The following is a 21,770-nucleotide window of genomic DNA, read 5'->3' as shown; positions in this document are numbered from 1 at the left end:
GCGTGAAACCGACGATTGCCGTCCATTTTCAATATGGATCCGCTACGCATACGGGATGGTTCCGTACAATCAACGAAGACCGCTCGCTGCTGCGGGTGGGACAGACAGCGAAAGGCATTCCGTATGCCGCTGCCGCGATCGCCGACGGAATGGGCGGCTCGGAGGACGGCGCGCAAGCCAGCGAATTGGCCATTCGTCGGTTGAAAGAATGGCTTGACGCCAAGGTCCCCGCGTTGCTTTCCGCAGGAGATTGTCTGGCAAGATTGGAATGTGAGGCGGAAGCATGGTTTTTTGCCGTTCACCGGGAGCTGGTCGAAACGGGGCGGAGCAGCGGCGGCCGTCTCGGCACGACATTGACGCTCCTGCTATTGACGGATGCCGTCTACTTCATAGCACATGTCGGGGATTGCCGCATTTACCGGCTAGCGCCGGCAGGCCGATGCAAGCGGTTGACCCGGGACCAAACGTGGGTATCCGCCCAAGTCCGCCGCGGGCGAATGTCCATACGGCGCGCACGAAGTCATCCGAAGCGCAATGTGCTGCTTCACTCCCTCGGCATGGGGGAACCGCCTGACGTCTACATCCGCTCGGGCTACTGCGCACCGGGCACTTTATTTTTGCTGAGCAGCGACGGTTTTCACGACCGCTTTCACCCCGGATCCATTGCCGCGCTGCTGCGTGCGGCGAACGGCAAGGGCAGCGATCTGCAGGAAATGTGCGACTTGCTGCTGACCAAGGCGCTGCAGCGAAAATCCGACGACAATATCAGCGTTGTTTTGCTCAAGCCTGTGACGGGGAAGAAGAATGCGAAAGAGCGGCTGCGATTATACTGCGGACTATGGCTTCGCCGGCTTTATCGCTGCGGCCGCAAGCTCCTGTCAAGTCTATCATCTGGATAACTTGCGCCTACTGATGTTATAATGAATTGTCGAGCGCGAATTATTTTCATAGACAGGAGATTCCGAAATTACATGAGCTTGTTGACGGTGGAAGAACTAAGCCACAGCTTTGGTGGCAGGGTATTGTTTAAAAATGTTTCGTTTCGCCTGCTTCCAGGGGAGCATGTTGGGTTAGTAGGTGCCAACGGCGTCGGAAAATCGACGCTGATGAATATTTTGACCGGCAATTTATTGAAGGATTCGGGGAAAGTCGAATGGACCCCCAAAGTAAATTATGGCTATTTGGATCAACATACGAAGCTGACACCGGGTAAAACGGTCCGCGAAGTGCTCAAGGACGCGTTTCTGCCTTTATTTGAACTGGAGCAGGAGCTCAATGGGATCACCGAACAGATGGCCGACGCCGACCCGGACAAGTTGGAGCTGCTGCTCGAGCAAATGGGCGAGATTCAAGACCGGTTGGAAAACAGCGGCTTTTATCTGCTTGACGTGAAGGTCGAGGAGATGGCGAACGGTTTGGGACTTGATGCGATCGGATTGGACCGCGACGTGGCTCAGCTTAGCGGAGGACAGCGGACGAAGGTACTGCTGGCCAAGCTCTTGCTGGAACAGCCGACGGTGCTTCTGCTTGACGAGCCGACCAACTACCTGGACGTCGAGCATATCGATTGGCTGACGGACTATTTGCAAAACTATCCGTATGCCTTCATGCTCATATCCCATGATACCGAGTTTATGAACAAGGTTGTAAACGTCATTTATCATTTGGAATTTGCCAAGCTGACGCGTTACACCGCCAACTACGAAAAATTTCTGCAGATGGCAGATATCAATAAACAACAGCATATCGACGCGTATGAGAAGCAGCAGGAGTTTATTAAAAAGCAGGAAGATTTCATTCAGCGTAACAAAGCCCGTTATTCGACGTCGGGACGCGCCAAAAGCCGGCAAAAGCAGCTTGATCGCATCGAACGGATCGACCGTCCCGAGGAGGCGGTCAAACCGACCTTTGTGTTCAGGGAATCCCGGGCTAGCGGACGTATTGTGTTCGAAGGCAAGGATCTGGAAATCGGCTATACGCATGCGCTGCTGCCTAAAATGAATGTCACGATTGAACGCGGCGATAAAATCGCTGTCGTGGGATGCAACGGAGTCGGGAAGTCTACGTTGTTGAAGACGATTTTGGGCAAAATCCCGGCGTTCAGCGGCTCCACGTTTTTGGGCGATTTTCTGTATCCTGCTTATTTCGAACAGGAAGTGAAAGCGCCGAATTTGACGCCGATCGACGATGTGTGGAATGAATTCTCCCATATGAATCAGCATGAGGTTCGGGCTGCGTTAGCCCGGTGCGGGCTTAAGAACGAGCATATTACCCGGCCCCTGAGCAGCTTGAGCGGGGGCGAGCAGGCGAAGGTTCGGCTGTGCAAGCTGCTGATGCACGAGAGCAACTGGATTGCGTTTGACGAGCCGACGAACCATTTGGATGTAGCGGCCAAAGACGAGCTGAAGCGAGCGCTGAAGGAATACAAAGGCACGATCGTACTTGTATGCCACGAGCCCGATTTTTACGAGGATTGGGTAACGAAAGTATGGAATGTCGAGGAATGGTCCGCCGCCAAAGCAAGCAGGTAAGGACAGAAGCAGCCGATAAATTCGATTTTGAAAAGGGGACTGGAATCGATGATTACTCATATCGTATTGTTCAAATTAAAAGACCGCAGCCCGCAAGCGGTCAAGCGCACGTATGACGTTCTGGCGAACATGGAAGGGAAAATCCCGGTGCTTCGCCATCTGGAAGTCGGAATGGACGTGCTTCACTTGGAACGTTCCTACGATATTGCACTGGTTACGAAATTCGATTCCCTTGAAGACTTGAAAACGTACGATACGCACCCGGTGCATGAAGAAGTGAAGGCGCACATGAAGCAGGTGCTTGACGGAACCAGCATTTGCGTCGATTTCCAAAGCTGATTCCGGATAGCTTCCATAAGGTGTCACCATAACATCGGCTTCATGATCATGAGCCACAGCATGACGAATAATACGAACAAATATAAATAAAGCGACCGGCTAAGCTTGCGGAGAAGCGCCTGACGGTCGTGTTCCGGTTCGCGCAGCTTGCGGATCGTCGGGGAGAATGCGCGGGCCATGAACAAGAGCGATGCGAACAGGACGACGAACGTGCCAAAAATCCACGGCGTGGTCCATGGCCAACCGCCAAGCCACATCAGCAGCAGTCCGGAAGCGACGAGCACATGCCCGGCATGCTTGGACAATCGAACGACGAAGCGGAAGGAATCGAGGTAGGAGTGCAACAGATCGCCATCGGCGGTTTTTAATCTGCGAAGCATCGGTATCAGTACGAAGAACGGCCCGATCGATACCATGGCACTGACGGCATGAATGAATACGAGCCACGAATACATGGTCAACACACCTCCAAGCGGTAGCTGAAAATCGTAAGAGAAAAAACAGTGTAGCAAAGGCACCTGCAGCAAGCGGACCCGGCTTGACCGGGGAGGCCGCGGCAAGTACCGAGGCTACACTGTTTTTGCCGTATTACACGGCGCGGAATTCGTGGACCCACACTTTCATGTGCGGTAGCCACGGCATGCCTGCATGCAGGGACAAAATATAATTTTTGTAGGCCTCGACCGTCTCGTAGCCTTCCGTCTTTGCGTGCTCGTCGGTCAGCTCTCCGAGCGACTGTTGATAGACGTTCGTCACCTCAAAGCGGCGGCCGTTCAACTCCATAATCTCGCCCGGATCGGCGTAACGCCCGTTACGGCGGGTAGCCGTTTTTTCTCCGCGGAGCACTTTCTCGATATCCTCTTGAACGGTGACCAGACGGTCGATACTACAGGTTTTCGGCGGCAATGGTTGAGACATGTTGATATGTACCTCCTTGGTTATTAGATCCATTCCGTAGCTTACCTTAAAATGATTTGAGAAGCAAACGAACGGAGGCAAATCCTAATGAAATGGGATATAAACGAAACCTATATGATGCAGGTGCTGGATATGCTGCTCTCTACGCCGAGTCCGAGCGGTTTTTGCAGCGGGATTATGGGCAAGCTGGCCGCCGAAGCGGAGAAGCTGGGGTACCCGATCAGCATCACGCCCAAGGGCTGCGGGATTATCACGGTCGAAGGCCGGCAGAAGAACCGGGTAATCGGTTTGTTCGGCCACGTCGATACGCTGGGAGCGATGGTGCGCTCCATTAAGAGCAACGGCACGCTACGGTTTACACTGATCGGCGGCTACATGATGGGCTCCGTCGAAAACGAATATTGCCGTGTTCATACCCGTGACGGACGAATCTATGACGGTACGATTTTGACGACCAAGCCCTCGGTGCATGTCTTTCCGGATGCGCGCGATTTGAAGCGGGAGGAAGCGGTCATGGAGGTGCGTCTGGACGAACCGGTTAAGACGGCGGACGATGTCAAAGCGCTCGGTATTGCTCCGGGAGATATCATTTCCTTTGAACCGCGCACCCAATTTAAAGAGAACGGCTTTATCAAATCCCGCCACTTGGATGACAAAGCGGGCGTTGCCGCGCTGTTCGGATTGCTTGAGCTGCTTAAGCGCGAGGCTATCGTCCCCTCCTGCACGCTTAAGATTATGATCAGCGTATATGAAGAGGTTGGCCACGGCTCGGCTTGGATCCCGGGGGACATCAGCGAGGTGCTCGCCGTCGACATGGGCGCAATGGGAGAAGACTTGAATTGTACGGAATTCGACGTCTCGATCTGCGCCAAAGATTCGTCCGGGCCTTACGATTACGCAATGACATCGAAGCTGATCGAATTGGCGCAACGCGACGGACTGAGCTACGCGGTCGATATTTACCCGCAGTACATGTCGGATGCTTCCGCCGCGCTTCGCGGCGGAAGCAACATTCGCGCCGCTTTGATCGGCCCGGGCGTTCACGCTTCCCATGCGATGGAGCGGACGCATAAGGATGCCGTGCGAAACACGGCTTCACTGCTTGCCGCTTATGTTATGGAGCCCGCCGAACCTTACGGCAATCAATAAACCGCAAGCAGCGGCGAGGAGGCTTGAATCCGCTTGAACATCATCACGGTGGAAGATATATATAAAAGCTACGGCGAAAAAGTTTTATTTGACGGTATTCATTTTCAGATTAATGAAAAAGAACGGATCGGTCTTGTCGGCGTGAACGGCACGGGCAAATCGACCTTGCTGAAAATTATGGCCGGACTCGAATCGACGGAGCGAGGAAAGCTCATTCATGCGAACGATTTCCATGTGGAGTATTTGCCGCAAAATCCGTCGTTCGATCCCGACTCGACCGTGCTTGAACAGGTGTTTTACGGCGATACGCCGATGATGCAGGCGCTGCGGGAATACGAATGGGCGCTTGCCGAGCTGCAGCTTGCCCCAGAGGACGAGAAACGGCAGGCGAAGCTGTTTGCCGCGCAGCAGCGCATGGATGCGACAGGCGCTTGGGACGCCTCCACGACGGCAAAAACCGTACTGACCCGGCTCGGCATCCGCGATTTCGGCCAAAAGGTCGGCACGCTTTCCGGCGGGCAGCGCAAGCGGGTCGCCATGGCACGGGCGCTGATTCACCCTGCGGATCTGCTCATCTTGGACGAGCCGACCAACCATATCGACCATGAAACGGTGCAGTGGCTGGAAGAGTTTCTTGCGAAGTGGCGGGGCGCGCTGCTGCTCGTGACGCATGACCGGTATTTTCTCGACCGGGTGACGAACCGGATCTTCGAGCTGGACCGCGGCAAGCTGTACAGCTATGAGGGCAATTATGCCGCATTTCTCGAGAAGAAGGCCGAGCGGCTGGAGCGCGAGGCGGCCGAGGAAGACAAGCGGCAAAACCTGCTGCGCAGGGAGCTGGCGTGGCTTCGGCGGGGCGCCAAAGCCCGGACGACAAAACAGAAAGCGCGTGTGGACCGTGTCATCGAGCTGCGCGACCGCAAGGTGGACGGACCAGCCGCACAGCTGGACATTTCGCTCGGAGCGAGCCGGCTCGGCAAAAAGATCATGGAGCTGGAAGATGTCAGCAAATCGTTCGAGCAGCGTAAAATCGTCGACCATTTCAGCTATATCGTTTTGCCCGAAGATCGCATCGGCATTATCGGACCGAACGGGACCGGCAAATCGACGTTTTTGAACATGTTGGCCGGCCGGCTGGAGCCGGATGCGGGTTCCATCGTAACCGGACCGACCGTGAAGCTGGCTTACTACACGCAGGAAAGCGTTGAAATGGACGAGAAGCAGCGGGCGATCGACTATATTAAGGAAGCTGCCGAGGTGGTGCGAACCTCGAACGGCGAATCGGTTACGGCGGCGCAAATGTTCGAGCGCTTCCTGTTTACGCCTGCCCAGCAATGGACGCCGATCGGCAAGCTGTCCGGGGGCGAACGGCGTCGGCTGTACCTGCTGCGCACGCTGATGGGCGAGCCGAACGTGCTTTTGCTGGACGAGCCGACGAACGATCTCGATATCCAAACGCTGACCATCTTGGAGGAATACTTGGAGGATTTCCCAGGCGTGGTCATTACCGTTTCCCATGACCGCTATTTTCTCGATCGGACGGCGGATCATCTGTTCGTGTTCGAAGGGGATGGCCGCATCCGAAGGTTTTTCGGCAATTATACGGAATATTTGGAAGCGTCCCGAAGAGAAAAGCAGGCGGCAGCCGAGGAGCGGCGCGAAACCAAAGCGGCCGGCGAAACGGAGCAGCCGCAGCAGCGCGAGTCGAATCGTCCACGGAAGCTCTCCTACAAGGAGCAGAAGGAATGGGACGAAATCGAGGATAAAATCGCCGGACTCGAGGATCGCTTGGCGCAGGTCAAGCAGGACATCGGGAACGCGGGTAGCGATTATACGAAAGCGCAAGAGCTGTTTCAGGAGGAGCAGGTGCTGACGCAGCGGCTGGAGGAAGCGATGGAGCGCTGGACCGAGCTGTCCGAGCTGGTAGAGCGTATCGCACAAAACAAGTAACGAAGCGTTTCATCGGCGCATCTTGCCGATATGGGCGGCACGAAAAATAACATCCAGTGGGAAGACGCGCCAATTTATGCTATAATATACGTTCGGAAGCGGATTTACATGGGCTGATCGCTTTATTCTATCGCGAAAGTAGGTTTTAAACAGATGATTACGGTAACAGGAGTCACCTTAAGATACGGTAAACGCGCATTGTTCGAGGATGTAAACATTAAGTTTACCCCCGGCAACTGCTACGGTTTGATCGGCGCGAACGGCGCGGGCAAATCGACATTCCTGAAAATTTTGTCCGGCGAAATGGAGCCGAATAAAGGCGAAGTCAGCATCACCCCGGGCGAGCGTATGGCGGTTCTGAAGCAGAATCATTTCGAATATGACGAAGTGGACGTGCTCAAAACGGTCATGATGGGACACGCGCGTTTGTTCCAAATCATGGAAGAAAAAGACGCTTTGTATGCAAAGCCGGATTTCTCCGAAGAGGACGGCATGCGTGCGGCCGAGCTGGAAGGCGAATTCCAAGAGCTGGACGGCTGGCAGGCGGAATCGGATGCGGCGGAGCTGTTGATCGGACTTGGCATTTCCAAGGAGCTGCACGATCTCAAAATGAAAGAGCTCGACGGCAATCAAAAAGTCCGCGTCTTGCTGGCACAGGCGCTGTTCGGCAACCCGAACATTTTGCTGCTTGACGAGCCTACGAACCATTTGAATATCGAATCGATCAACTGGCTGGAAAATTTCCTTGCCAAATATGAAGGCACCGTCATTGTCGTATCCCATGACCGTCACTTCCTGAACCAGGTGTGCACGCACATTGCGGATATCGACTTCGGCAAAATCCAGCTGTACGTCGGTAACTACGACTTCTGGTACGAGTCCAGCCAGCTCGCTTTGAAGCTGCAGCGCGAGGCCAACAAGAAGGTCGAGGAGAAGCGCAAAGAGCTCGAAACGTTCATTCAGCGTTTTAGCGCGAATGCTTCCAAGTCGAAGCAGGCGACTTCGCGTAAGAAGCTGCTGGAGAAGCTGACGCTCGAGGATATCAAGCCTTCGACCCGGAAGTACCCGTTTATCAAATTTACTCCGGAACGGGAAGCAGGCAAGCAATTGCTTCAAGTGGACCGGATCAGCAAATCGATCGACGGCCAGTTGATTTTGAACAATATCAGCTTTACGGTGAACAAAGGCGACAAAATTGCCTTCGTCGGACCGAACGGGATCGCCAAATCGACGTTGTTCCAAGTGCTGATGGGCGAGCTTGAAGCCGATGCCGGCGAGTACAGCTGGGGCGTGACGACAACGCAGGCGTACTTCCCGAAAGACAACTCGGCTTATTTCGATACGGACATCAACCTGGTGGACTGGTTGCGCCAATATTCCAAGGATCAAGACGAGTCTTATATCCGCGGCTTCCTTGGCCGCATGCTGTTCTCCGGCGAAGAAGCGCTTAAGAAAGCAAGCGTGCTGTCCGGGGGCGAAAAAGTGCGCTGCATGCTGTCCAAAATGATGATGAGCGGCGCCAACGTGCTCATTCTGGATGAGCCGACCAACCACTTGGATCTGGAATCGATCACGGCGTTGAACAACGGACTGATGGATTTCGACGGTACGATTTTATTCGTATCCCATGACCATCAATTCGTGCAAACCGTGGCAAACCGGATTATCGAAATTACGCCGAACGGCCTGATCGACAAGGTCATCACCTATGACGAATACTTGGAGAACGACGAGATTAAGAAGCAGCGCGATCTGCTCTACGCTTAATGGCCATACCGAGTTTGTCAGAGCCAACTGTTCCGAATAATTTAAAAAAGGATGAGCCGCAGGCCTGAAAAGGCTGTGCTCATCCTTCTTTTCCAATCGCGGCCGGTCAGCTTCCGCCGGTACGCCGGCGTTGGTTGTTCGGCTTTTTGTTGTTTTGGCTTTTCATCACGGACGCGTTTCCGGCACGCAGTTGGCCGTTGGCTTTAGCGTCGTGCTGGGCTTGCTTTTTTTGTGCGAGCTTGTTTTTAATCGCATCTGCCAAGCTTACTTTTTTAGGCTCGCCGGCGGATTGCGGTTGCTCATTCGAATTTTGGTTCGTTGTGTCCGACATCGTTTAACACCTGCCCTATACCCTGGATAGTTCCATTCTACTGGATAGGTCCCATTGGAAGCAACAAGCAATTACGAGACGGGAGAGATTGCATCCATGACGCTGGAGGAATGGTCCGAAAAAGAACTGCTCGCATGGCCCGCCGCTCCGACCGAAGCCGCCGAACGGGAATCTCTCCAACACCCCGAGAAAACGGACGAAGAAAAGGCTTCTCCGGAACCGCGGTACGTTTTCTTTTATACTCCTTTGTGCGGGACATGTAAGGTTGGGGAGAGGATGTTGGAAGTCGTCGCGGCTTTGAATCCGCGGACGGTCATTGGCCGCTGCAATATTAATTTCTCACCGCAGCTTGCGCGAAATTGGAAAATCGAAAGCGTGCCGTGTCTGGTGCGATGGCAGCGGGGGACGACGGACAAAAAATACCGCTTCGACGATGTGCAGGAGCTGCACCGCTGGATGAACGTTACTACGAATGGGGCAAGAACCCATTCTGACCTCTAACAAGGAAGGGAGTCGTATCTATACGATGCTGGAATCCGTGTTAACTCCCGGAACGATGGTCCGGGCTTCCTACAAAACAGGCGATTACATCGGCGAGGTGGTCGAGCTGTCGCCTTCCGGTAAAGTCGCCGTCAAGATTGCCGCGGTCGTGAAACACCCGACGCAAGGGGATTTGCACAATCCGATGGACCCGGATGTGCCGTTTTTCCATCAGCGGCGCGCGCTGGCCTATCAGGAGATAGCGCTTATGCCGCCGAACACGGTCCGGCCGTACCAAGGGACGGTGCCGGAATACCGCGAATCGCTGCGGCAGGCCTTGGCGCAGGAGCGCGAGCAGCTGCTGCGGACGGTTCGCTGGGCCGAGCGGTGTCTCGAAGAACTGGACCGGCTCGAAGGAGAGTACGCTTAAGACGGAAGGGATCGGGTTGTCATGCTGTTTGTGTTTATCGGCCTATGGACGATCGGACTGCTGCTGATCGTCACCGATCCGAAGCGGGCGACGACACAATGGATCAGCAGCATCGCTTTTACAGGCGGCTGCGGCGGACTGTCGGCGGTGATCGCGGACGATCTCGTGCCTTACTTGTTTGACCGCGGCCTGTTGACGATGCCTGTTGCGGTGCTGCTTGCCAAAGCCGAGCTCGCCAGTTCGCTGATGTGCTACTACGGCTTGCCTTATACGTTTTTGATGTTCGCGATCGTTTACTACCCGGATTATCCGGTGTGGCCGTGGAAACGATGGATTCCGTGGGCGCTGCTGGTACTGCCTGCTTGTTCCTTCGTACTCGAGCCGAAACCCGGCGAGCCGATCCCGTATTACTTTGTCACTCCTTGGGCGGCGCCGTATATTGTGGCAGGGGCCGGCTTGCTGCTTATGGCGCTTCTGAAGGAGAAAAATTCGTTTCTCCGGCGCAGCCGGATGCTGACAACGGCCGCGGCTGCGCCGACACTGGTATTCGCTTTGTTTACGCTTTATTTGCTGCCCACCTTTTTTGGCTTATACGAATGGTGGCGCTATAATACATGGCTCATCGCACTCACCCTGGCGATTATTGTCGGATCGAGCTTCCGCTACGGGTTCATGGGTTTGCAAATCTCGATACGGAACCAGAAGCTCGATTATACGCTGCGCGCGATTACGTCCGGAACATCGATTCTGAACCATGCAATCAAGAACGATGTCGGCAAAATCCGGCTGTTCGGCGATAAAATCAAATCTGAAGCGGCGGCCGGACAAACGGACCCGGCTCAAGTGGTGCAGGATATGGAAGTCATTTTGGCCGCTTCGCAGCATATTTACGATATGATCTACCGCATTCAAGGGCAAACCCAGGAGATAAAGCTTCATCTGGAGGAGTTGGACCCGCGCGAGCTGATGAGGGAGTGCATTCGTACGCTGGCTCCGGAGCTGAATAAGGTCGAGGTTCGCGAGCAGTATTTGACGGAGGAGCGGATTGCCGCCGACCGGGCGCAGCTGGCGGAGGTGTGGACCAACGTGCTGACGAATGCCATCGAAGCGATGCCAGACGGAGGCGTCCTGACCGTGCGCTTGACCGAAACGAAGCGCAAGGTCGTTGCGGAAGTCAAGGACACGGGCGCAGGAATGGATAAGTCGCAGCTCAAGCGCGTCTTCGATCCGTTCTACACGACCAAAAGCGGTAAAAAAATGAATTTCGGCTTGGGACTGTCTTATTGTTATACTATAGTTCAAAAGCATAAAGGGACCATGAACATTCACAGCAAGCCGGGCCAGGGAACGAGCGTTTTCATGCAGTTTCCGAAGCAAAAGCGTCTTCCGGCGGGAAGGGAGTTAATTTAAATGGAGCACCCTGCGATTCGCGTCGTCATCGTCGAGGACGATCCGGACTGGCTGCGCGGCCTGCACAGCTATTTGCAGAAGGAACCGGATATCGAGGTGGTGGGTCAAGCCTCTTCCGGCGAAGCGGCTGTCGAGCTGCTGGAGAGGACGGAAGCGGATGTCGTTCTGATGGACGTCATGATGTCGGACAGTCCGGAGGGGCTATGGGCCGCGGCGGAGATCGTCAAGTGCAGCGGGGCCCGCGTCGTGATGCTTTCTTCGATGGAGGAAAAAGAAATCATTTTCGAAGCGTTCAAGGCCGGCGCCGTCGATTATATGGTGAAGTCCAACTTCACGGAGATTCCGCAGACGATCCGCAGTGCGTACGCCAACCGGAGTTCCATCCACCCGAGCGTCGCCGCACAGATGCGGGAAGAATTCCGCCGGTTGAAGCAGCTTGAGCATGAGGTGCGGGTGAGAGAGCTGAAAAATTTGCTGACACCGACCGAAATTCAAGTGCTCGACCTGATCGAAAAAGGGCACACCCAAACGCAAATCGCCGATAAATTCGTTGTCTCCATCCGGACGATAAAAGTGCACGTTGGGAACATTTTGAAGAAATTGGGCGGGAAAAGCAGCAAGGAAGCGGCTCAAAAAGCAAAAGATATGGGCATTCTGTAAGCTGCCCGAAAAGCGGCTGCCACAGGCGTAAAAACCGGAAGGACGCCGCTTTTTGCGTTACACCTTGAACGAAGTTTGTGGTATAGTGGAACTGTTTGAGAACATAGAAAACCGTCAGCGAAGGAGCCTAACGCATGAGCGCAAACGACAAAATACAAATCGGCGTCATCGGCGCCGGCAACATCGGCAACGTACATATTCAGGAATTTATACAAATCGCGGATGCCGCCGTCACGGCCGTAACGGACGTCTACCAGCCTATGGCGATCGCACGGGCGAAGGAATACAACATTCCGAACGTTTACGCAACCTATCAGGAATTGCTGCAGGACCCGTGCCTGGATGCGGTGATTGTCGCCGTCCCGAACGATGCTCATGCCCCCATTGCCATCGAAGCGCTTCAAGCCGGCAAGCACGTTTTGCTCGAGAAGCCGATGGCTGTCAATGCGGCTTCCGCCAAAGAAATCGTCAAGGCGCACCTGAAGTCGGGCAAAGTGCTGATGATGTCGCATCAGATGCGTTGGGAATCGCTTAATATGCAGGTAAAGGAACAAATCGACAAGGGCGCGCTCGGCAGCATCTATAACGTAAAAACCGGCTGGCTGCGCCGTAAAGGAATTCCGGGCTGGGGCACTTGGTTTACGCAAATGCATAAATCCGGCGGCGGACCGCTGATCGATATCGGCGTGCATATGCTGGATTTGTCGCTGCACTTGATGGGCAGTCCGAAGCCGGTCTCGGTCTTCGGGACGACGTATGCCGAATTCGGACCGAAGAAGCGCGGCATCGGCACTTGGGGCAAGCCGGACTGGAACGGCTTTTATGACGTGGAGGATCTGGCGACCGCGCTTATCAAGCTGGATAACGGCAGCACGCTGTCGCTTGATGTAAGCTGGGCTGCCAATACCGATTTTATCGATAATGGGCCTTATATTTACCTGATGGGCTCCGAGGGAGGCGCTTCCCTGCGAGCAGGAAGCGGAACGCTGCATACCGAGCTGTTCGACCGGACCGCCGACGTGGAGCTGACGGTGGATTCGAATGATGAAGGGCCTCGTCAGCGGATGAGCCGCCATTTCCTCGATTGTATCCGCGACCACCGCGAGCCGCTTACGTCTGCGATGTCAGGGCTGACGAACAGTTTAGTGCTGGAAGCGATCTATGAGTCGTCCCGTACGGGTCAACTCGTTACGCTGGATTGGAGCTTGGATTAACCCTTATGGATGAACTGCTTCAGATGAATTTGCAATTATTCAGCATCATCGGCACGATCGCGTTCGCTATTTCCGGCGCGGTCGTTGCCATGGAAGAAGAGTACGATATTCTGGGCGTTTTTGTGCTGGCCTTTGTGACGGCGTTCGGCGGCGGAGTCGTCCGGAACTTGCTGATCGGCATTCCGGTCAACACGTTATGGACGCAGGGACTTTATCTGAAAACGGCGCTTATAGCGGCGTTTCTTGTTTTTATCGTTCCGGTCATCTGGATTCGCCGTTGGAAGACGTGGGAATCTTTGTTCGACGCTGTCGGCTTGTCGGCATTCTCCATTCAAGGCGCGCTGTATGCGGTACAGATGCATGCTCCGCTGAGCGCGGTCATCGTCGCTGCGATGATGACCGGGATCGGCGGCGGGATCATCCGCGATGTGCTGGCCGGACGGAAGCCGCTTGTATTGCGTGACGAAATATATGCGGTCTGGGGGATGCTGGCGGGATTTCTGATCGGGATCGGCTGGTTCCAGGGTTCGTGGCCGCTGCTCGGTCTATTTGCGATTATCGTTATATTGCGGATGCTGTCGGTGCTGTACAAATGGCGGCTGCCGCGGCGTACGCTGCGGCTTGACGAGGAACGGCCGCTCAAAGAAAGCTGAGGAGGCTAAGAGCATAATGTCGGAAGCAAACGATCCGAAGGCGTCCTGGAGCAGCCGGAAGCGTATCCCGGGCGAAGAAATCGGGGAGCGGCTCGACTCCGTGCGCGTGTTGAAAGAAGATGCGCTTGAACTGTATGAGATCGCCAAAGACAAGGCGACGGGAGAGCACTACCTGCATTACGCCTACTTGCACCGGAATTTAGCCGCGATCCCGGCGGGACCGGAGGCCGCGCAGGAAGAATCGTTCCACCATTTGATGCCGCTGGAAAGCGACGAGGTGCTCGGTTTTTTATTCGGAGAAGCGCCTTACGATTATCCGGCCCACTGGGGCAAGCCGTTTCTGCGCAACGGCCCTGAAGGCGAGTATGTATGGTTCGACCCTGGCTATGCGGCGGCAGAAGCCGAGCACGAAGCGATCGGCCGCGACATCGCGGAGCAGCTTGCGCGCTTCAAGCAAGCGGGAGACGTATCGGAACAAAAAGTCCGCGAGCTGCTGGAGCGGCTAAATCCGGACAATAGCGAAAAGAAGTAGCGCTGCGCATATTTTCCGGCGGGTGATTCATCCTAAGCGTGAGCCTTACGAGGGCAGGTCTACAGGAGGGACACGACAGGATGATGAACACCGCGATAAACCGAAAGGGGCTGCTTCTGCTCGCTGCAGCCGGCTGCTTGCTGCTGCAAAGCGCGTGCGGCGGGAACAGGCCGCAGGCCAGCCGGCCCGGCGGCGGGCTGGAGGATTACCGGCAGCAAGCCCTGTATGACCGCGATTCCCGCAATAACGAAGACGGGTCGCTTGGAGTGAAGCAGCGTTGGGTAGACGAGCAGCAGAGCCGGCAAGGGATAGAATACAGCGGACGAAAGCAGCTCGACATGACGAACCGGCACTCGGCGGGAACGATGGCATTCGCACCGCAGATCGCCGAGCGGGTGAAGGGCGTCTCCGGTGTCCGTGAGGCCCAAGTGCTGCTGACGGAAGTGAACGGCTATGTGGCAGTCGTTTTGGACGGGCATAGCCCCGAAGCCGAGGCGTCGCCGGACATGCTGGGGTATCAGGTGACGTCTAAAGGCGGGGTCGGGATATTCGGAGGAACGGATAAAGGGCCGAGCCGGTATTCGTGGACGGAAAACGGGGGGCTGTCGACCGGAAAGGCCGATGAAATCCGCAAGCTCGTCATGTCGATGGCGCCAACCAATATTCAGCAGGTATACGTATCGGCCAACCCGAATTTCGTCCAGCGTGTCCGCTTCTATGCGAAGGAAGAGCAGGAGCGCGGCACCATGAGCAATTATGTGAACGAGTTCAACACTTTGACTCAGCACGTATTTCCGGACGATGCCAATACGCGCAAATAACGGTTTCGCCGGATGCAAAATCCGGCCGGTCGCAACGCTTGACAAGGTTGCGTGCCCGGCCGGATTTTTTTGTCGATCAAAATGCTAAGTTTCAGGACGGCTCAGCCGTTGGTCCTGGTTAATTGGCCCTCGTTGGCATTTCGAATTTATATCCGACGCCCCATACGGTTTTGATATATTTGGGCTCTTTGGGATCCGCCTCGATTTTTTTGCGAAGATTGGTAATGTGTACGTCTACCGAACGTTCGGTCACGAAGGAATCAATGCCGCGAATTTTGTTCAGCAGCTCTTCTCTTGAAAATACTTTGCCCGGATGGAGCCAGAAATTTTTCATGATTTCAAATTCGGAATAGGTCGTTTCCACCGCTTGACCGTGCAAGTAGATGCCCCGCTTTTCCAAGTCGAGGACGATGTCCTTCGTTTCCGTCGGCACAGGGTCCGCGGCCGCAGGTTTGAACGTTTGGTTTAAGGCGGAGCGGCGCAGAAGCGCACTCGTGCGCGCGGCCAGCTCCCGCATGCTGAACGGCTTGCACAAATAATCGTCGGCACCGATCATCAGCGCGTTGACGCGTTCGGATACCTCGCTTTTGGCGGAAACGATCATGATCGGTACGTTGGAGACGGTGCGAAAGTGCTTGCACAGCTCGATGCCGTTCGTATCGGGAAGCATCAAATCAAGAATAACGACATCCGGCTCATGCTGGCTGAACAATTCTTTGCCCTGCTTGCCGTCGGCTGCGCAATACACGGTATAATTTTCTTCGCTCAAGTAAATGGATATCATATCCGCAATACTTTGATCATCCTCAACCAGCAATACTCTAGACATGACGTGCCACCTCGACGAAATGAAGTATTAGATAAATGTTAAGAAACCTAATAAAAATCAAATATGCGGCTGCTACTTTTTTAATGAAAGTCCTTCATAATCAAAGACATAGAGAGCCTGAAGAAGCGAAGAAACCGGCACGGAAACGGACGGCCGTTCGTTTACACGAACAAAGCCAAGGAGGTATACCGATGCTGATCCATGCACAGTTGGAACGCCGAATTCGCAACTGTATCGAAGAGTTGAACGCTTTGGTTACCGGCCAAGGCTGCTTGTTGACCGATCCGGAAGTCGTACATAAAAGCATGGAGCTCGACGAGCTCATTTTGCTTGCCATGCGCCCGCCGCAGTCGGCCAGGCAAACCGCCGTATAAAATCGTCGACAGGAGGCCATGCCAAAGAAGGATAGTTACTTTTTTGGAAGGATGCGCCTTTCCATGAGCAGCGCTTACAAAGTTCGTGCTTGCTGCAATGCTTCGAGCTGCAGTGATGTCCCATAACGAGATGGCTTCGGACGGTCGACTATGAATCGTCCTTTTCGCTTGCGTTATTTATGAACGGCTTGAACGAGCTGGACATGAAAATCAAATGCCCGCAGTGCGGGCACCGTATGTTCTATTCCCCGGTCACCTGGACGACCGAGCTTGTCCACCACGATTAACGCCTCTTCCATTGTAGCATGGGAGGGCATGACAAGAAACGGGGTCATTCGACCCACGTTTCTCCCCACTTTTGAACGGCATTCATAACTGGTTCCAGTGCTTTTCCCTTACTTGTCAATTCGTATTCGATCCGGACCGGCGTCTCGGGGTAGACGTGCCTGCTGATTAATCCGGCGGCCTCCAGCTCTTTGAAGCGTTCGGCAAGCATGCGGTCGCTCATTCCGGGAATCATCTCGGAGATATCTTTAAAGCGGCACGGACCTCCCAATAATGCCCGGATAATCAGACCGGTCCAGCGCTTGCCTAAAATTTCAAAGGCGGCTTCGAATTTGGGACATAAATGATGCGGATGTTCTGCCATCGTTTTCACCTCTTCTTAATGTTCATTTTAGCATAAGTTACTTGACAAAAGTAAGTTTTTTGTTTCGTTTTTGCTTGCTTTGGCAGCAGCTCCGTTCGTCCCAGACGCTGCGGGGCTTTTCTTGGCTTCGAACGAATTTTGTCGTTTTTCGTCGCAGATTAGAGTTGAAAATTCGAATAAAGTAAAGTATAACAGCGATAGGACTTTCATGAAAATCATACCATCATTCAGGGGGAACCTTCCATGTACGGTGCACCGTTATCGACGAACGCGAAAAAAATGATGCTGCTGGGAGCAGGCGAGCTGGGCAAGGAGGTCATTCTTGAAGCCCAGCGTCTTGGCGTGGAAACGATCGCGGTCGACCGTTACGCCAATGCGCCCGCTATGCAGGTAGCGCACCGATCCTATGTCGTCAACATGCTGGACGGCGGGGAGCTGCGCCAAGTCATTGAGAACGAACGCCCCGATCTTATCGTGCCCGAGATCGAAGCGATTGCGACGCCAACCTTGGTGGAGCTGGAAAGCGAAGGCTACCGTGTCGTGCCTACGGCAACCGCAGCGAGGCTGACGATGGACCGGGAAGGCATCCGCAGGCTGGCCGCGGAAACGCTTGGTTTACCGACGGCGAAGTACGCGTTCGCCGACAGCCTGGAGGAGCTGCAAGAGGCTGTCGCGACGATCGGGACGCCGTGCGTCATCAAGCCGATTATGAGCTCATCGGGCAAAGGGCAGAGCGTTTGCCGCACGCCGGAAGACGCGGAAGCTTGCTGGAACTACGCCATGGAAGGCGGCCGGGCCAAAAAGACCCGCGTCATCGTGGAAGAATTCATCCGATTCGATTCGGAAATTACCTTGCTTACTGTCCGATCCGTCTCCGGAACGACGTATTGCGCCCCGATCGGCCATATTCAAAAGGACGGCGATTACATCGAATCGTGGCAGCCGCATGCGATGAGCGACGCTCAAATCGCAGAGGCGCAGCGGGTGGCGGGAGCGATCACCGAAGCGCTTGGCGGCGCCGGCATTTACGGGGTGGAATTGTTCCTTGCGCCGGACAAGGTCTACTTCAGCGAGGTGAGCCCTCGTCCGCACGATACGGGAATGGTGACGATGGCCTCGCAGGATTTGTCCGAATTTGCCTTGCACGTGCGGGCGATCCTTGGGTTCCCGATCCCGAATGTGCGGCTGCTGACACCTGCGGCCTCTTACACGCTGAAGGCGGACCGGGAAACGTCGGATTTTCGCATAGGCGGGCTTGAACAGGCGCTGGCGGTCCCGAATTCCCAAGTTCGCGTGTTCGGCAAGCCGGAGACGAAGCCGGGCCGGCGCATGGCTGTTGCTTTGAGCTCGGCGGAGACGGTGGAAGCTGCCCGCCAGCAGGCCAAGGAAGCCGCTTCGCACCTGCGTATCGAGTACGGGACGGACAAGGCCTGAGGCCGCGAAACCGCAGCGTCCGGATGTGCGTATAACATCCCATACGGTTCATAGAGTACACGGCCGTACCGGAAGGCATACGCATGAGCGTCGGCGTATCCCGCGGGTCACGGATCGGGACAAGCAGGACGGAAGGACGAAACGCCTGCGCAGCGGCTCCTGCCCGCCGGATTTCAGCAGTCCATCATTTTGACAACGGGTATAACCCCTCTAAAGGAGAGATAGTCCATGAATGCACATGAAGTTGATTACCGGATTGTCGGTTCGGAAATGCAGTTTGTCGAGGTCGAGCTGGACCCGGGAGAAACCGTTTTTGCCGAAGCCGGATCAATGATGATGATGGACCAGAATATCCAGATGGAAACGATTTTCGGCGACGGGAGCGAGCAGAACAAAGGCTTCGTCGGAAAGCTGTTCGGCGCTGGCAAGCGGCTGCTCACGGGCGAGAGCTTGTTCATGACCGCGTTTACGAACCGGGGCTCGGGCAAGGAATGCGTCAGCTTTGCATCTCCTTATCCCGGCCGCATTTTGCCGATGGATCTGATGGAGCTGAACGGCAAGCTGATCTGCCAAAAGGATGCGTTTCTGTGCGCCGCGAAGGGCGTTTCGGTCGGCATCGAGTTTCAGCGCAAGCTGGGCGCCGGATTTTTCGGGGGCGAGGGCTTCATTATGCAGAAGATTGAAGGCGACGGTCTGGCGTTCGTTCACGCGGGCGGAGCGATTCATGAGAAAGTGCTGGGTCCGGGCGAAATGATCCGCGTGGATACCGGATGTCTGGTTGCGATGACGCAGGATGTAGATTACGACATCGAATTCGTCAAAGGCATCAAGACGGCGATCTTCGGCGGCGAAGGGCTCTTCTTCGCCACGCTGCGGGGACCGGGCCGGGTATGGATTCAATCGCTGCCGTTCAGCCGGTTGGCGGACCGGGTGATGAGCGCGGCGCGGACCGGCGGGCGCAAGGAGGAAGGCAGCATTTTGGGCGGTCTCGGGAATCTGCTTGACGGCGACCGTTAAAAAACGATATGATTGATAATACGATTATTTTTTGCCGCTCACTATATCGTTGAAAGAGGTGCTGTAGATGGCGTACCAACCACAGGTCATCGATGCCAAAATCGTCAGTCACAATCCGAAAAACGGATTGTTCGAAATCGTAGCACAACTGAAGGATCGGACGGTTTGCCGTCTTATTTACGAACGTGACCCGGCAGGCAACGTCACGCCAACCCATATTAACCGGCTGCTTAAGGAGCCTTGCCCGATTTGCCGCAAAGACTTTTTGTGCAACTGCATGTCCAAGTTCAAAGAAAACATTTCGTCTCAAGCGCTTGACTTGGCGGGTACTCCGCAAGCTTAACCCGACGGACCGTTCGAACGACCCGTGGACTTTTATTGTTCACGGGTTTTTGGGTTCGATACGGGAGAGCACCCTTGCGGTGCTTTTTTCTTTTCCTTGGATGTATGGTAAAATGAAGAAATCAATGTAAATGGAGGGCGGGAGCTGCCATGCGCATCGGAATCGTATCCGATACTCATATGTTCAGCCGGGCCAGAACGCTGCCGGAACCGCTCGTTCGAGGCTTGCAGGGAGTCGATCTGATTCTGCACGCGGGGGATTGGGTGGATGAGGCCGTGTGCGATCTGTTTGAAGCGCTGGCTCCCGTTGACGGGATCGCCGGCAACAACGACGGCATGGACATCGTAAGACGCTTCGGCCGGCGCAAGATTTTGGAGCTTGGCGGGTACCGCATCGGGATGGTGCACGGACACGGCGGTCGTTCTACGCCCGATACGGCTTACGAATCTTTCCGCGACGCGGAAGGAAAGGGGACGGCGGACATCGTGCTGTTCGGCCACTCGCATATCCCGTTCAAGGAAGAGCGCGGAGGCATGCTGCTGTTCAATCCCGGATCGCCGACCGACAAGCGCCGGCAGCCCCGGTATTCCTACGGCATCCTGCAGCTCGGGGACCGGGTGGAAGCCGACCATTATTTTTTTGACAAAACCAATTGATTCAGGAGACGGAGGAAGCGACATGGCACAGTGGAAAGAAATTACAACGAATGAAGAATGGGAACAGCTTTTAGCGGCGACGACGGAACAACCGATCGTTGTGCTTAAGCACAGCACGGCATGTCCGGTCAGCTTCAATGCGCTGCAGGAATACGAGGCCTATCTCGGAAAAACGCCGAACCCGGATGTGAAATATATTTTGGTCAAGGTTATCGAGTCCCGTCCGGTGTCCAACCAAATTGCCGAGGATACGGGAGTGAAGCACGCTTCGCCGCAAATTTTATATATCAAGAACAAAGAAACGGTCTGGAATACGTCGCATTGGGCGATTACCGAAGAGCATATGACTGCCGTTTTGAACTAAGGCCAGTCAGCTGAGACTAAGGAAAGGGGAATGGCCGCAATGGGAGTGACGCCATTTGCGTTTTTTTCCGGCGCGTTGTTTGCGCGCAAGCTATGCTACGTCTATCTTCCCCCGAGCTATAACGAGTCTGAGGACACCCGCTACCCGGTTATTTATTTGCTTCACGGGCTATACGGGAACGAAACGAGCTGGAGCGTGAAAGGTAACGCCGAGCAAACGATCGAACGGCTCATGGCTTCCGGAGACCTTCGCGAGAGCATCGTCGTGATGGTCAGCGACGGAGGCTACGGTCACGGCACCTTTTACGTCAACTGGTTTGACGGCTCGGGACGCTTCGAGGATTACTTCCTTTACGATCTTATTCCTGCGGTCGACCGCGAGTTCCGCACGATGGCAGCTCCTTCCCACAGAGCTCTCTGCGGCTTGTCCATGGGCGGCTACGGCTCGTTCGTGCTGGCGCTGCGCAATCCGCACCTCTTCGGGGCGGCGGCCAGTATCGCGGGCGCGCTCATGTCGGTCAGCCTCATGACCGAAGCGTTCCTTCGCACGGATGTGTGCCGGATGATCGGACCTGTACACGGGCCTTATGCGCAAGAGCTGGATTTGCACGTGCTGGCTGCACGGAGGGTGAAGGAAGAAGCCCGGCCCGCGCTGCATTTCAACTGCGGCACCTCGGACTCGTTATTCCCGCTCAACTCCGCCTATCAGGCGCTGCTGGAGCAGATTGGTTACCCGCACGAGTATATGGAATTCGAAGGGGATCATACTTGGGACTATTTCGGAGGGCATTTGCCGGAGGCGCTTCGGTTCATCGAGCGCTGTTTCGCCGAATCGTCGCTCAAGCACAGCCCGGCGGTCTGACAATGGATACCGCCGAAAGCCCGCCGTCTTCAGTGGATGAAATTCATCGCTGGAGACA

27 protein-coding genes are annotated in these 21,770 nt (G+C 55.1%); 21 read left to right on the top strand and 6 right to left on the bottom strand.

What is annotated here, in order from left to right:
• Positions 1–2: 2 nt before the first annotated feature.
• From PEH01S_RS09080 to PEH01S_RS09070, 3 genes are all read left to right on the top strand, one after another.
• Complete coding sequence (locus tag PEH01S_RS09080) at positions 3–899, top strand: PP2C family protein-serine/threonine phosphatase (protein ID WP_025844382.1); 897 nt, start codon at positions 3–5, stop codon at positions 897–899.
• A gap of 72 nt (positions 900–971) precedes the next feature.
• A complete protein-coding gene (locus tag PEH01S_RS09075; protein ID WP_025844384.1) occupies positions 972–2,531 on the top strand; it encodes an ABC-F family ATP-binding cassette domain-containing protein in 1,560 nt (519 codons plus the stop codon).
• 48 nt (positions 2,532–2,579) lie between these two features.
• Positions 2,580–2,870 carry a Dabb family protein gene (locus PEH01S_RS09070; protein WP_127484961.1) on the top strand — a complete coding sequence of 97 codons (291 nt, stop codon included), beginning with the start codon at positions 2,580–2,582 and terminating at the stop codon, positions 2,868–2,870.
• A 23-nt stretch (positions 2,871–2,893) separates the two neighbouring features.
• On the opposite strand, the gene PEH01S_RS09065 is transcribed toward PEH01S_RS09070, so the two are convergent.
• Both PEH01S_RS09065 and PEH01S_RS09060 read right to left on the bottom strand, forming a co-directional pair.
• Entirely contained in the window at positions 2,894–3,325 is a 432-nt protein-coding gene (locus PEH01S_RS09065) for a DUF2269 family protein (RefSeq protein ID WP_025844388.1), read from the bottom strand.
• 133 nt (positions 3,326–3,458) lie between these two features.
• Positions 3,459–3,788 carry an ASCH domain-containing protein gene (locus PEH01S_RS09060; RefSeq protein WP_025844389.1) on the bottom strand — a complete coding sequence of 110 codons (330 nt, stop codon included), beginning with the start codon at positions 3,786–3,788 and terminating at the stop codon, positions 3,459–3,461.
• Positions 3,789–3,875: 87 nt separating this feature from the next.
• On the opposite strand from PEH01S_RS09060, the gene PEH01S_RS09055 reads away from it, so the two are divergent.
• From PEH01S_RS09055 to PEH01S_RS09045, 3 genes are all read left to right on the top strand, one after another.
• Entirely contained in the window at positions 3,876–4,937 is a 1,062-nt protein-coding gene (locus tag PEH01S_RS09055; protein WP_127484959.1) for a M42 family metallopeptidase, read from the top strand.
• A gap of 33 nt (positions 4,938–4,970) precedes the next feature.
• A complete protein-coding gene (locus PEH01S_RS09050; protein ID WP_127484957.1) occupies positions 4,971–6,887 on the top strand; it encodes an ABC-F family ATP-binding cassette domain-containing protein in 1,917 nt (638 codons plus the stop codon).
• A gap of 153 nt (positions 6,888–7,040) precedes the next feature.
• Entirely contained in the window at positions 7,041–8,654 is a 1,614-nt protein-coding gene (locus PEH01S_RS09045; RefSeq protein ID WP_025844393.1) for an ABC-F family ATP-binding cassette domain-containing protein, read from the top strand.
• Between the two features lie 106 nt (positions 8,655–8,760).
• Here the strand turns inward: PEH01S_RS09045 and PEH01S_RS09040 are convergent, their stop codons facing one another.
• On the bottom strand, positions 8,761–8,985 hold the full coding sequence (locus tag PEH01S_RS09040; RefSeq protein WP_025844395.1) for a hypothetical protein: 225 nt from the start codon (positions 8,983–8,985) through the stop codon (positions 8,761–8,763).
• Positions 8,986–9,039: 54 nt separating this feature from the next.
• On the opposite strand from PEH01S_RS09040, the gene PEH01S_RS09035 reads away from it, so the two are divergent.
• The 8 genes from PEH01S_RS09035 to PEH01S_RS09000 all read left to right on the top strand — a co-directional run bounded on the left by PEH01S_RS09035 (position 9,040) and on the right by PEH01S_RS09000 (position 15,185).
• Positions 9,040–9,486 carry a thioredoxin family protein gene (locus tag PEH01S_RS09035; RefSeq protein WP_246062849.1) on the top strand — a complete coding sequence of 149 codons (447 nt, stop codon included), beginning with the start codon at positions 9,040–9,042 and terminating at the stop codon, positions 9,484–9,486.
• Positions 9,487–9,511: 25 nt separating this feature from the next.
• Complete coding sequence (locus PEH01S_RS09030) at positions 9,512–9,895, top strand: kinase-associated lipoprotein B (RefSeq protein ID WP_127484955.1); 384 nt, start codon at positions 9,512–9,514, stop codon at positions 9,893–9,895.
• Positions 9,896–9,916: 21 nt separating this feature from the next.
• The gene (locus PEH01S_RS09025) at positions 9,917–11,305 is read left to right on the top strand and encodes a sensor histidine kinase (protein ID WP_127484953.1); all 1,389 of its coding nucleotides are present in this window, start codon (positions 9,917–9,919) and stop codon (positions 11,303–11,305) included.
• Complete coding sequence (locus PEH01S_RS09020; RefSeq protein WP_025844404.1) at positions 11,306–11,965, top strand: response regulator transcription factor; 660 nt, start codon at positions 11,306–11,308, stop codon at positions 11,963–11,965.
• A 134-nt stretch (positions 11,966–12,099) separates the two neighbouring features.
• On the top strand, positions 12,100–13,179 hold the full coding sequence (locus PEH01S_RS09015; RefSeq protein WP_127484951.1) for a Gfo/Idh/MocA family protein: 1,080 nt from the start codon (positions 12,100–12,102) through the stop codon (positions 13,177–13,179).
• A 5-nt stretch (positions 13,180–13,184) separates the two neighbouring features.
• Entirely contained in the window at positions 13,185–13,832 is a 648-nt protein-coding gene (locus PEH01S_RS09010; protein WP_025844408.1) for a trimeric intracellular cation channel family protein, read from the top strand.
• Positions 13,833–13,848: 16 nt separating this feature from the next.
• Entirely contained in the window at positions 13,849–14,364 is a 516-nt protein-coding gene (locus PEH01S_RS09005; protein ID WP_036712126.1) for a hypothetical protein, read from the top strand.
• Between the two features lie 80 nt (positions 14,365–14,444).
• A complete protein-coding gene (locus PEH01S_RS09000) occupies positions 14,445–15,185 on the top strand; it encodes a YhcN/YlaJ family sporulation lipoprotein (RefSeq protein ID WP_164827748.1) in 741 nt (246 codons plus the stop codon).
• A 118-nt stretch (positions 15,186–15,303) separates the two neighbouring features.
• Here PEH01S_RS09000 and PEH01S_RS08995 read toward each other — a convergent pair whose 3' ends face one another.
• The gene (locus PEH01S_RS08995; protein ID WP_025844411.1) at positions 15,304–16,014 is read right to left on the bottom strand and encodes a response regulator transcription factor; all 711 of its coding nucleotides are present in this window, start codon (positions 16,012–16,014) and stop codon (positions 15,304–15,306) included.
• A gap of 191 nt (positions 16,015–16,205) precedes the next feature.
• On the opposite strand from PEH01S_RS08995, the gene PEH01S_RS08990 reads away from it, so the two are divergent.
• On the top strand, positions 16,206–16,388 hold the full coding sequence (locus PEH01S_RS08990; protein ID WP_127484949.1) for an aspartyl-phosphate phosphatase Spo0E family protein: 183 nt from the start codon (positions 16,206–16,208) through the stop codon (positions 16,386–16,388).
• Between the two features lie 173 nt (positions 16,389–16,561).
• Here the strand turns inward: PEH01S_RS08990 and PEH01S_RS34520 are convergent, their stop codons facing one another.
• Both PEH01S_RS34520 and PEH01S_RS08985 read right to left on the bottom strand, forming a co-directional pair.
• Positions 16,562–16,723 carry a hypothetical protein gene (locus PEH01S_RS34520; RefSeq protein ID WP_164827746.1) on the bottom strand — a complete coding sequence of 54 codons (162 nt, stop codon included), beginning with the start codon at positions 16,721–16,723 and terminating at the stop codon, positions 16,562–16,564.
• Positions 16,720–17,037, bottom strand: a complete 318-nt coding sequence (locus PEH01S_RS08985) for a winged helix-turn-helix transcriptional regulator (RefSeq protein ID WP_025844414.1) — start codon at positions 17,035–17,037, stop codon at positions 16,720–16,722. The genes PEH01S_RS34520 and PEH01S_RS08985 overlap by 4 nt, the downstream gene beginning before the upstream one ends.
• 243 nt (positions 17,038–17,280) lie before the next feature.
• Here PEH01S_RS08985 and purT point away from each other — a divergent pair, with 243 nt between their 5' ends.
• From purT to PEH01S_RS08955, 6 genes are all read left to right on the top strand, one after another.
• Positions 17,281–18,471 carry a formate-dependent phosphoribosylglycinamide formyltransferase gene (purT, locus tag PEH01S_RS08980; RefSeq protein ID WP_025844416.1) on the top strand — a complete coding sequence of 397 codons (1,191 nt, stop codon included), beginning with the start codon at positions 17,281–17,283 and terminating at the stop codon, positions 18,469–18,471.
• A gap of 228 nt (positions 18,472–18,699) precedes the next feature.
• Entirely contained in the window at positions 18,700–19,488 is a 789-nt protein-coding gene (locus tag PEH01S_RS08975) for a TIGR00266 family protein (RefSeq protein ID WP_025844418.1), read from the top strand.
• Positions 19,489–19,555: 67 nt separating this feature from the next.
• Positions 19,556–19,831: a hypothetical protein gene (locus tag PEH01S_RS08970; RefSeq protein WP_025844419.1), complete on the top strand. Its 276-nt coding sequence runs from the start codon at positions 19,556–19,558 to the stop codon at positions 19,829–19,831.
• 149 nt (positions 19,832–19,980) lie between these two features.
• Positions 19,981–20,487 (top strand): metallophosphoesterase family protein, encoded by a 507-nt coding sequence (locus PEH01S_RS08965; RefSeq protein ID WP_025844421.1) that lies wholly within the window; start codon positions 19,981–19,983, stop codon positions 20,485–20,487.
• A 22-nt stretch (positions 20,488–20,509) separates the two neighbouring features.
• A complete protein-coding gene (ytxJ, locus tag PEH01S_RS08960; protein WP_025844422.1) occupies positions 20,510–20,851 on the top strand; it encodes a bacillithiol system redox-active protein YtxJ in 342 nt (113 codons plus the stop codon).
• Between the two features lie 39 nt (positions 20,852–20,890).
• Positions 20,891–21,712, top strand: coding sequence for an alpha/beta hydrolase (locus tag PEH01S_RS08955; RefSeq protein WP_127484947.1), 822 nt, complete (start codon positions 20,891–20,893; stop codon positions 21,710–21,712).
• Positions 21,713–21,770 lie beyond the last annotated feature (58 nt).

Source organism: Paenibacillus ehimensis NBRC 15659 (genome assembly GCF_004000785.1).
Lineage (GTDB): Bacteria > Bacillota > Bacilli > Paenibacillales > NBRC-103111 > Paenibacillus_G > Paenibacillus_G ehimensis.
Note: the sequence above shows the minus strand (reverse complement) of the source record. Positions and strands in the feature narration are given on the sequence as shown.

What these genes read in the sequence shown, in the direction of transcription:
- PEH01S_RS09075 (WP_025844384.1), top strand. Translation starts at nt 972, where the DNA reads ATGAGCTTGTTGACGGTGGAAGAACTAAGCCACAGCTTTGGTGGCAGG.
- PEH01S_RS09070 (WP_127484961.1), top strand. Translation starts at nt 2,580, where the DNA reads ATGATTACTCATATCGTATTGTTCAAATTAAAAGACCGCAGCCCGCAA.
- PEH01S_RS09065 (WP_025844388.1), bottom strand. Translation starts at nt 3,325, where the DNA reads ATGTATTCGTGGCTCGTATTCATTCATGCCGTCAGTGCCATGGTATCG.
- PEH01S_RS09060 (WP_025844389.1), bottom strand. Translation starts at nt 3,788, where the DNA reads ATGTCTCAACCATTGCCGCCGAAAACCTGTAGTATCGACCGTCTGGTC.
- PEH01S_RS09055 (WP_127484959.1), top strand. Translation starts at nt 3,876, where the DNA reads ATGAAATGGGATATAAACGAAACCTATATGATGCAGGTGCTGGATATG.
- PEH01S_RS09045 (WP_025844393.1), top strand. Translation starts at nt 7,041, where the DNA reads ATGATTACGGTAACAGGAGTCACCTTAAGATACGGTAAACGCGCATTG.
- PEH01S_RS09040 (WP_025844395.1), bottom strand. Translation starts at nt 8,985, where the DNA reads ATGTCGGACACAACGAACCAAAATTCGAATGAGCAACCGCAATCCGCC.
- PEH01S_RS09030 (WP_127484955.1), top strand. Translation starts at nt 9,512, where the DNA reads ATGCTGGAATCCGTGTTAACTCCCGGAACGATGGTCCGGGCTTCCTAC.
- PEH01S_RS09025 (WP_127484953.1), top strand. Translation starts at nt 9,917, where the DNA reads ATGCTGTTTGTGTTTATCGGCCTATGGACGATCGGACTGCTGCTGATC.
- PEH01S_RS09020 (WP_025844404.1), top strand. Translation starts at nt 11,306, where the DNA reads ATGGAGCACCCTGCGATTCGCGTCGTCATCGTCGAGGACGATCCGGAC.
- PEH01S_RS09015 (WP_127484951.1), top strand. Translation starts at nt 12,100, where the DNA reads ATGAGCGCAAACGACAAAATACAAATCGGCGTCATCGGCGCCGGCAAC.
- PEH01S_RS09010 (WP_025844408.1), top strand. Translation starts at nt 13,185, where the DNA reads ATGGATGAACTGCTTCAGATGAATTTGCAATTATTCAGCATCATCGGC.
- PEH01S_RS09005 (WP_036712126.1), top strand. Translation starts at nt 13,849, where the DNA reads ATGTCGGAAGCAAACGATCCGAAGGCGTCCTGGAGCAGCCGGAAGCGT.
- PEH01S_RS09000 (WP_164827748.1), top strand. Translation starts at nt 14,445, where the DNA reads ATGATGAACACCGCGATAAACCGAAAGGGGCTGCTTCTGCTCGCTGCA.
- PEH01S_RS08995 (WP_025844411.1), bottom strand. Translation starts at nt 16,014, where the DNA reads ATGTCTAGAGTATTGCTGGTTGAGGATGATCAAAGTATTGCGGATATG.
- PEH01S_RS08990 (WP_127484949.1), top strand. Translation starts at nt 16,206, where the DNA reads ATGCTGATCCATGCACAGTTGGAACGCCGAATTCGCAACTGTATCGAA.
- PEH01S_RS34520 (WP_164827746.1), bottom strand. Translation starts at nt 16,723, where the DNA reads ATGACCCCGTTTCTTGTCATGCCCTCCCATGCTACAATGGAAGAGGCG.
- PEH01S_RS08985 (WP_025844414.1), bottom strand. Translation starts at nt 17,037, where the DNA reads ATGGCAGAACATCCGCATCATTTATGTCCCAAATTCGAAGCCGCCTTT.
- purT (WP_025844416.1), top strand. Translation starts at nt 17,281, where the DNA reads ATGTACGGTGCACCGTTATCGACGAACGCGAAAAAAATGATGCTGCTG.
- PEH01S_RS08975 (WP_025844418.1), top strand. Translation starts at nt 18,700, where the DNA reads ATGAATGCACATGAAGTTGATTACCGGATTGTCGGTTCGGAAATGCAG.
- PEH01S_RS08970 (WP_025844419.1), top strand. Translation starts at nt 19,556, where the DNA reads ATGGCGTACCAACCACAGGTCATCGATGCCAAAATCGTCAGTCACAAT.
- PEH01S_RS08965 (WP_025844421.1), top strand. Translation starts at nt 19,981, where the DNA reads ATGCGCATCGGAATCGTATCCGATACTCATATGTTCAGCCGGGCCAGA.
- ytxJ (WP_025844422.1), top strand. Translation starts at nt 20,510, where the DNA reads ATGGCACAGTGGAAAGAAATTACAACGAATGAAGAATGGGAACAGCTT.
- PEH01S_RS08955 (WP_127484947.1), top strand. Translation starts at nt 20,891, where the DNA reads ATGGGAGTGACGCCATTTGCGTTTTTTTCCGGCGCGTTGTTTGCGCGC.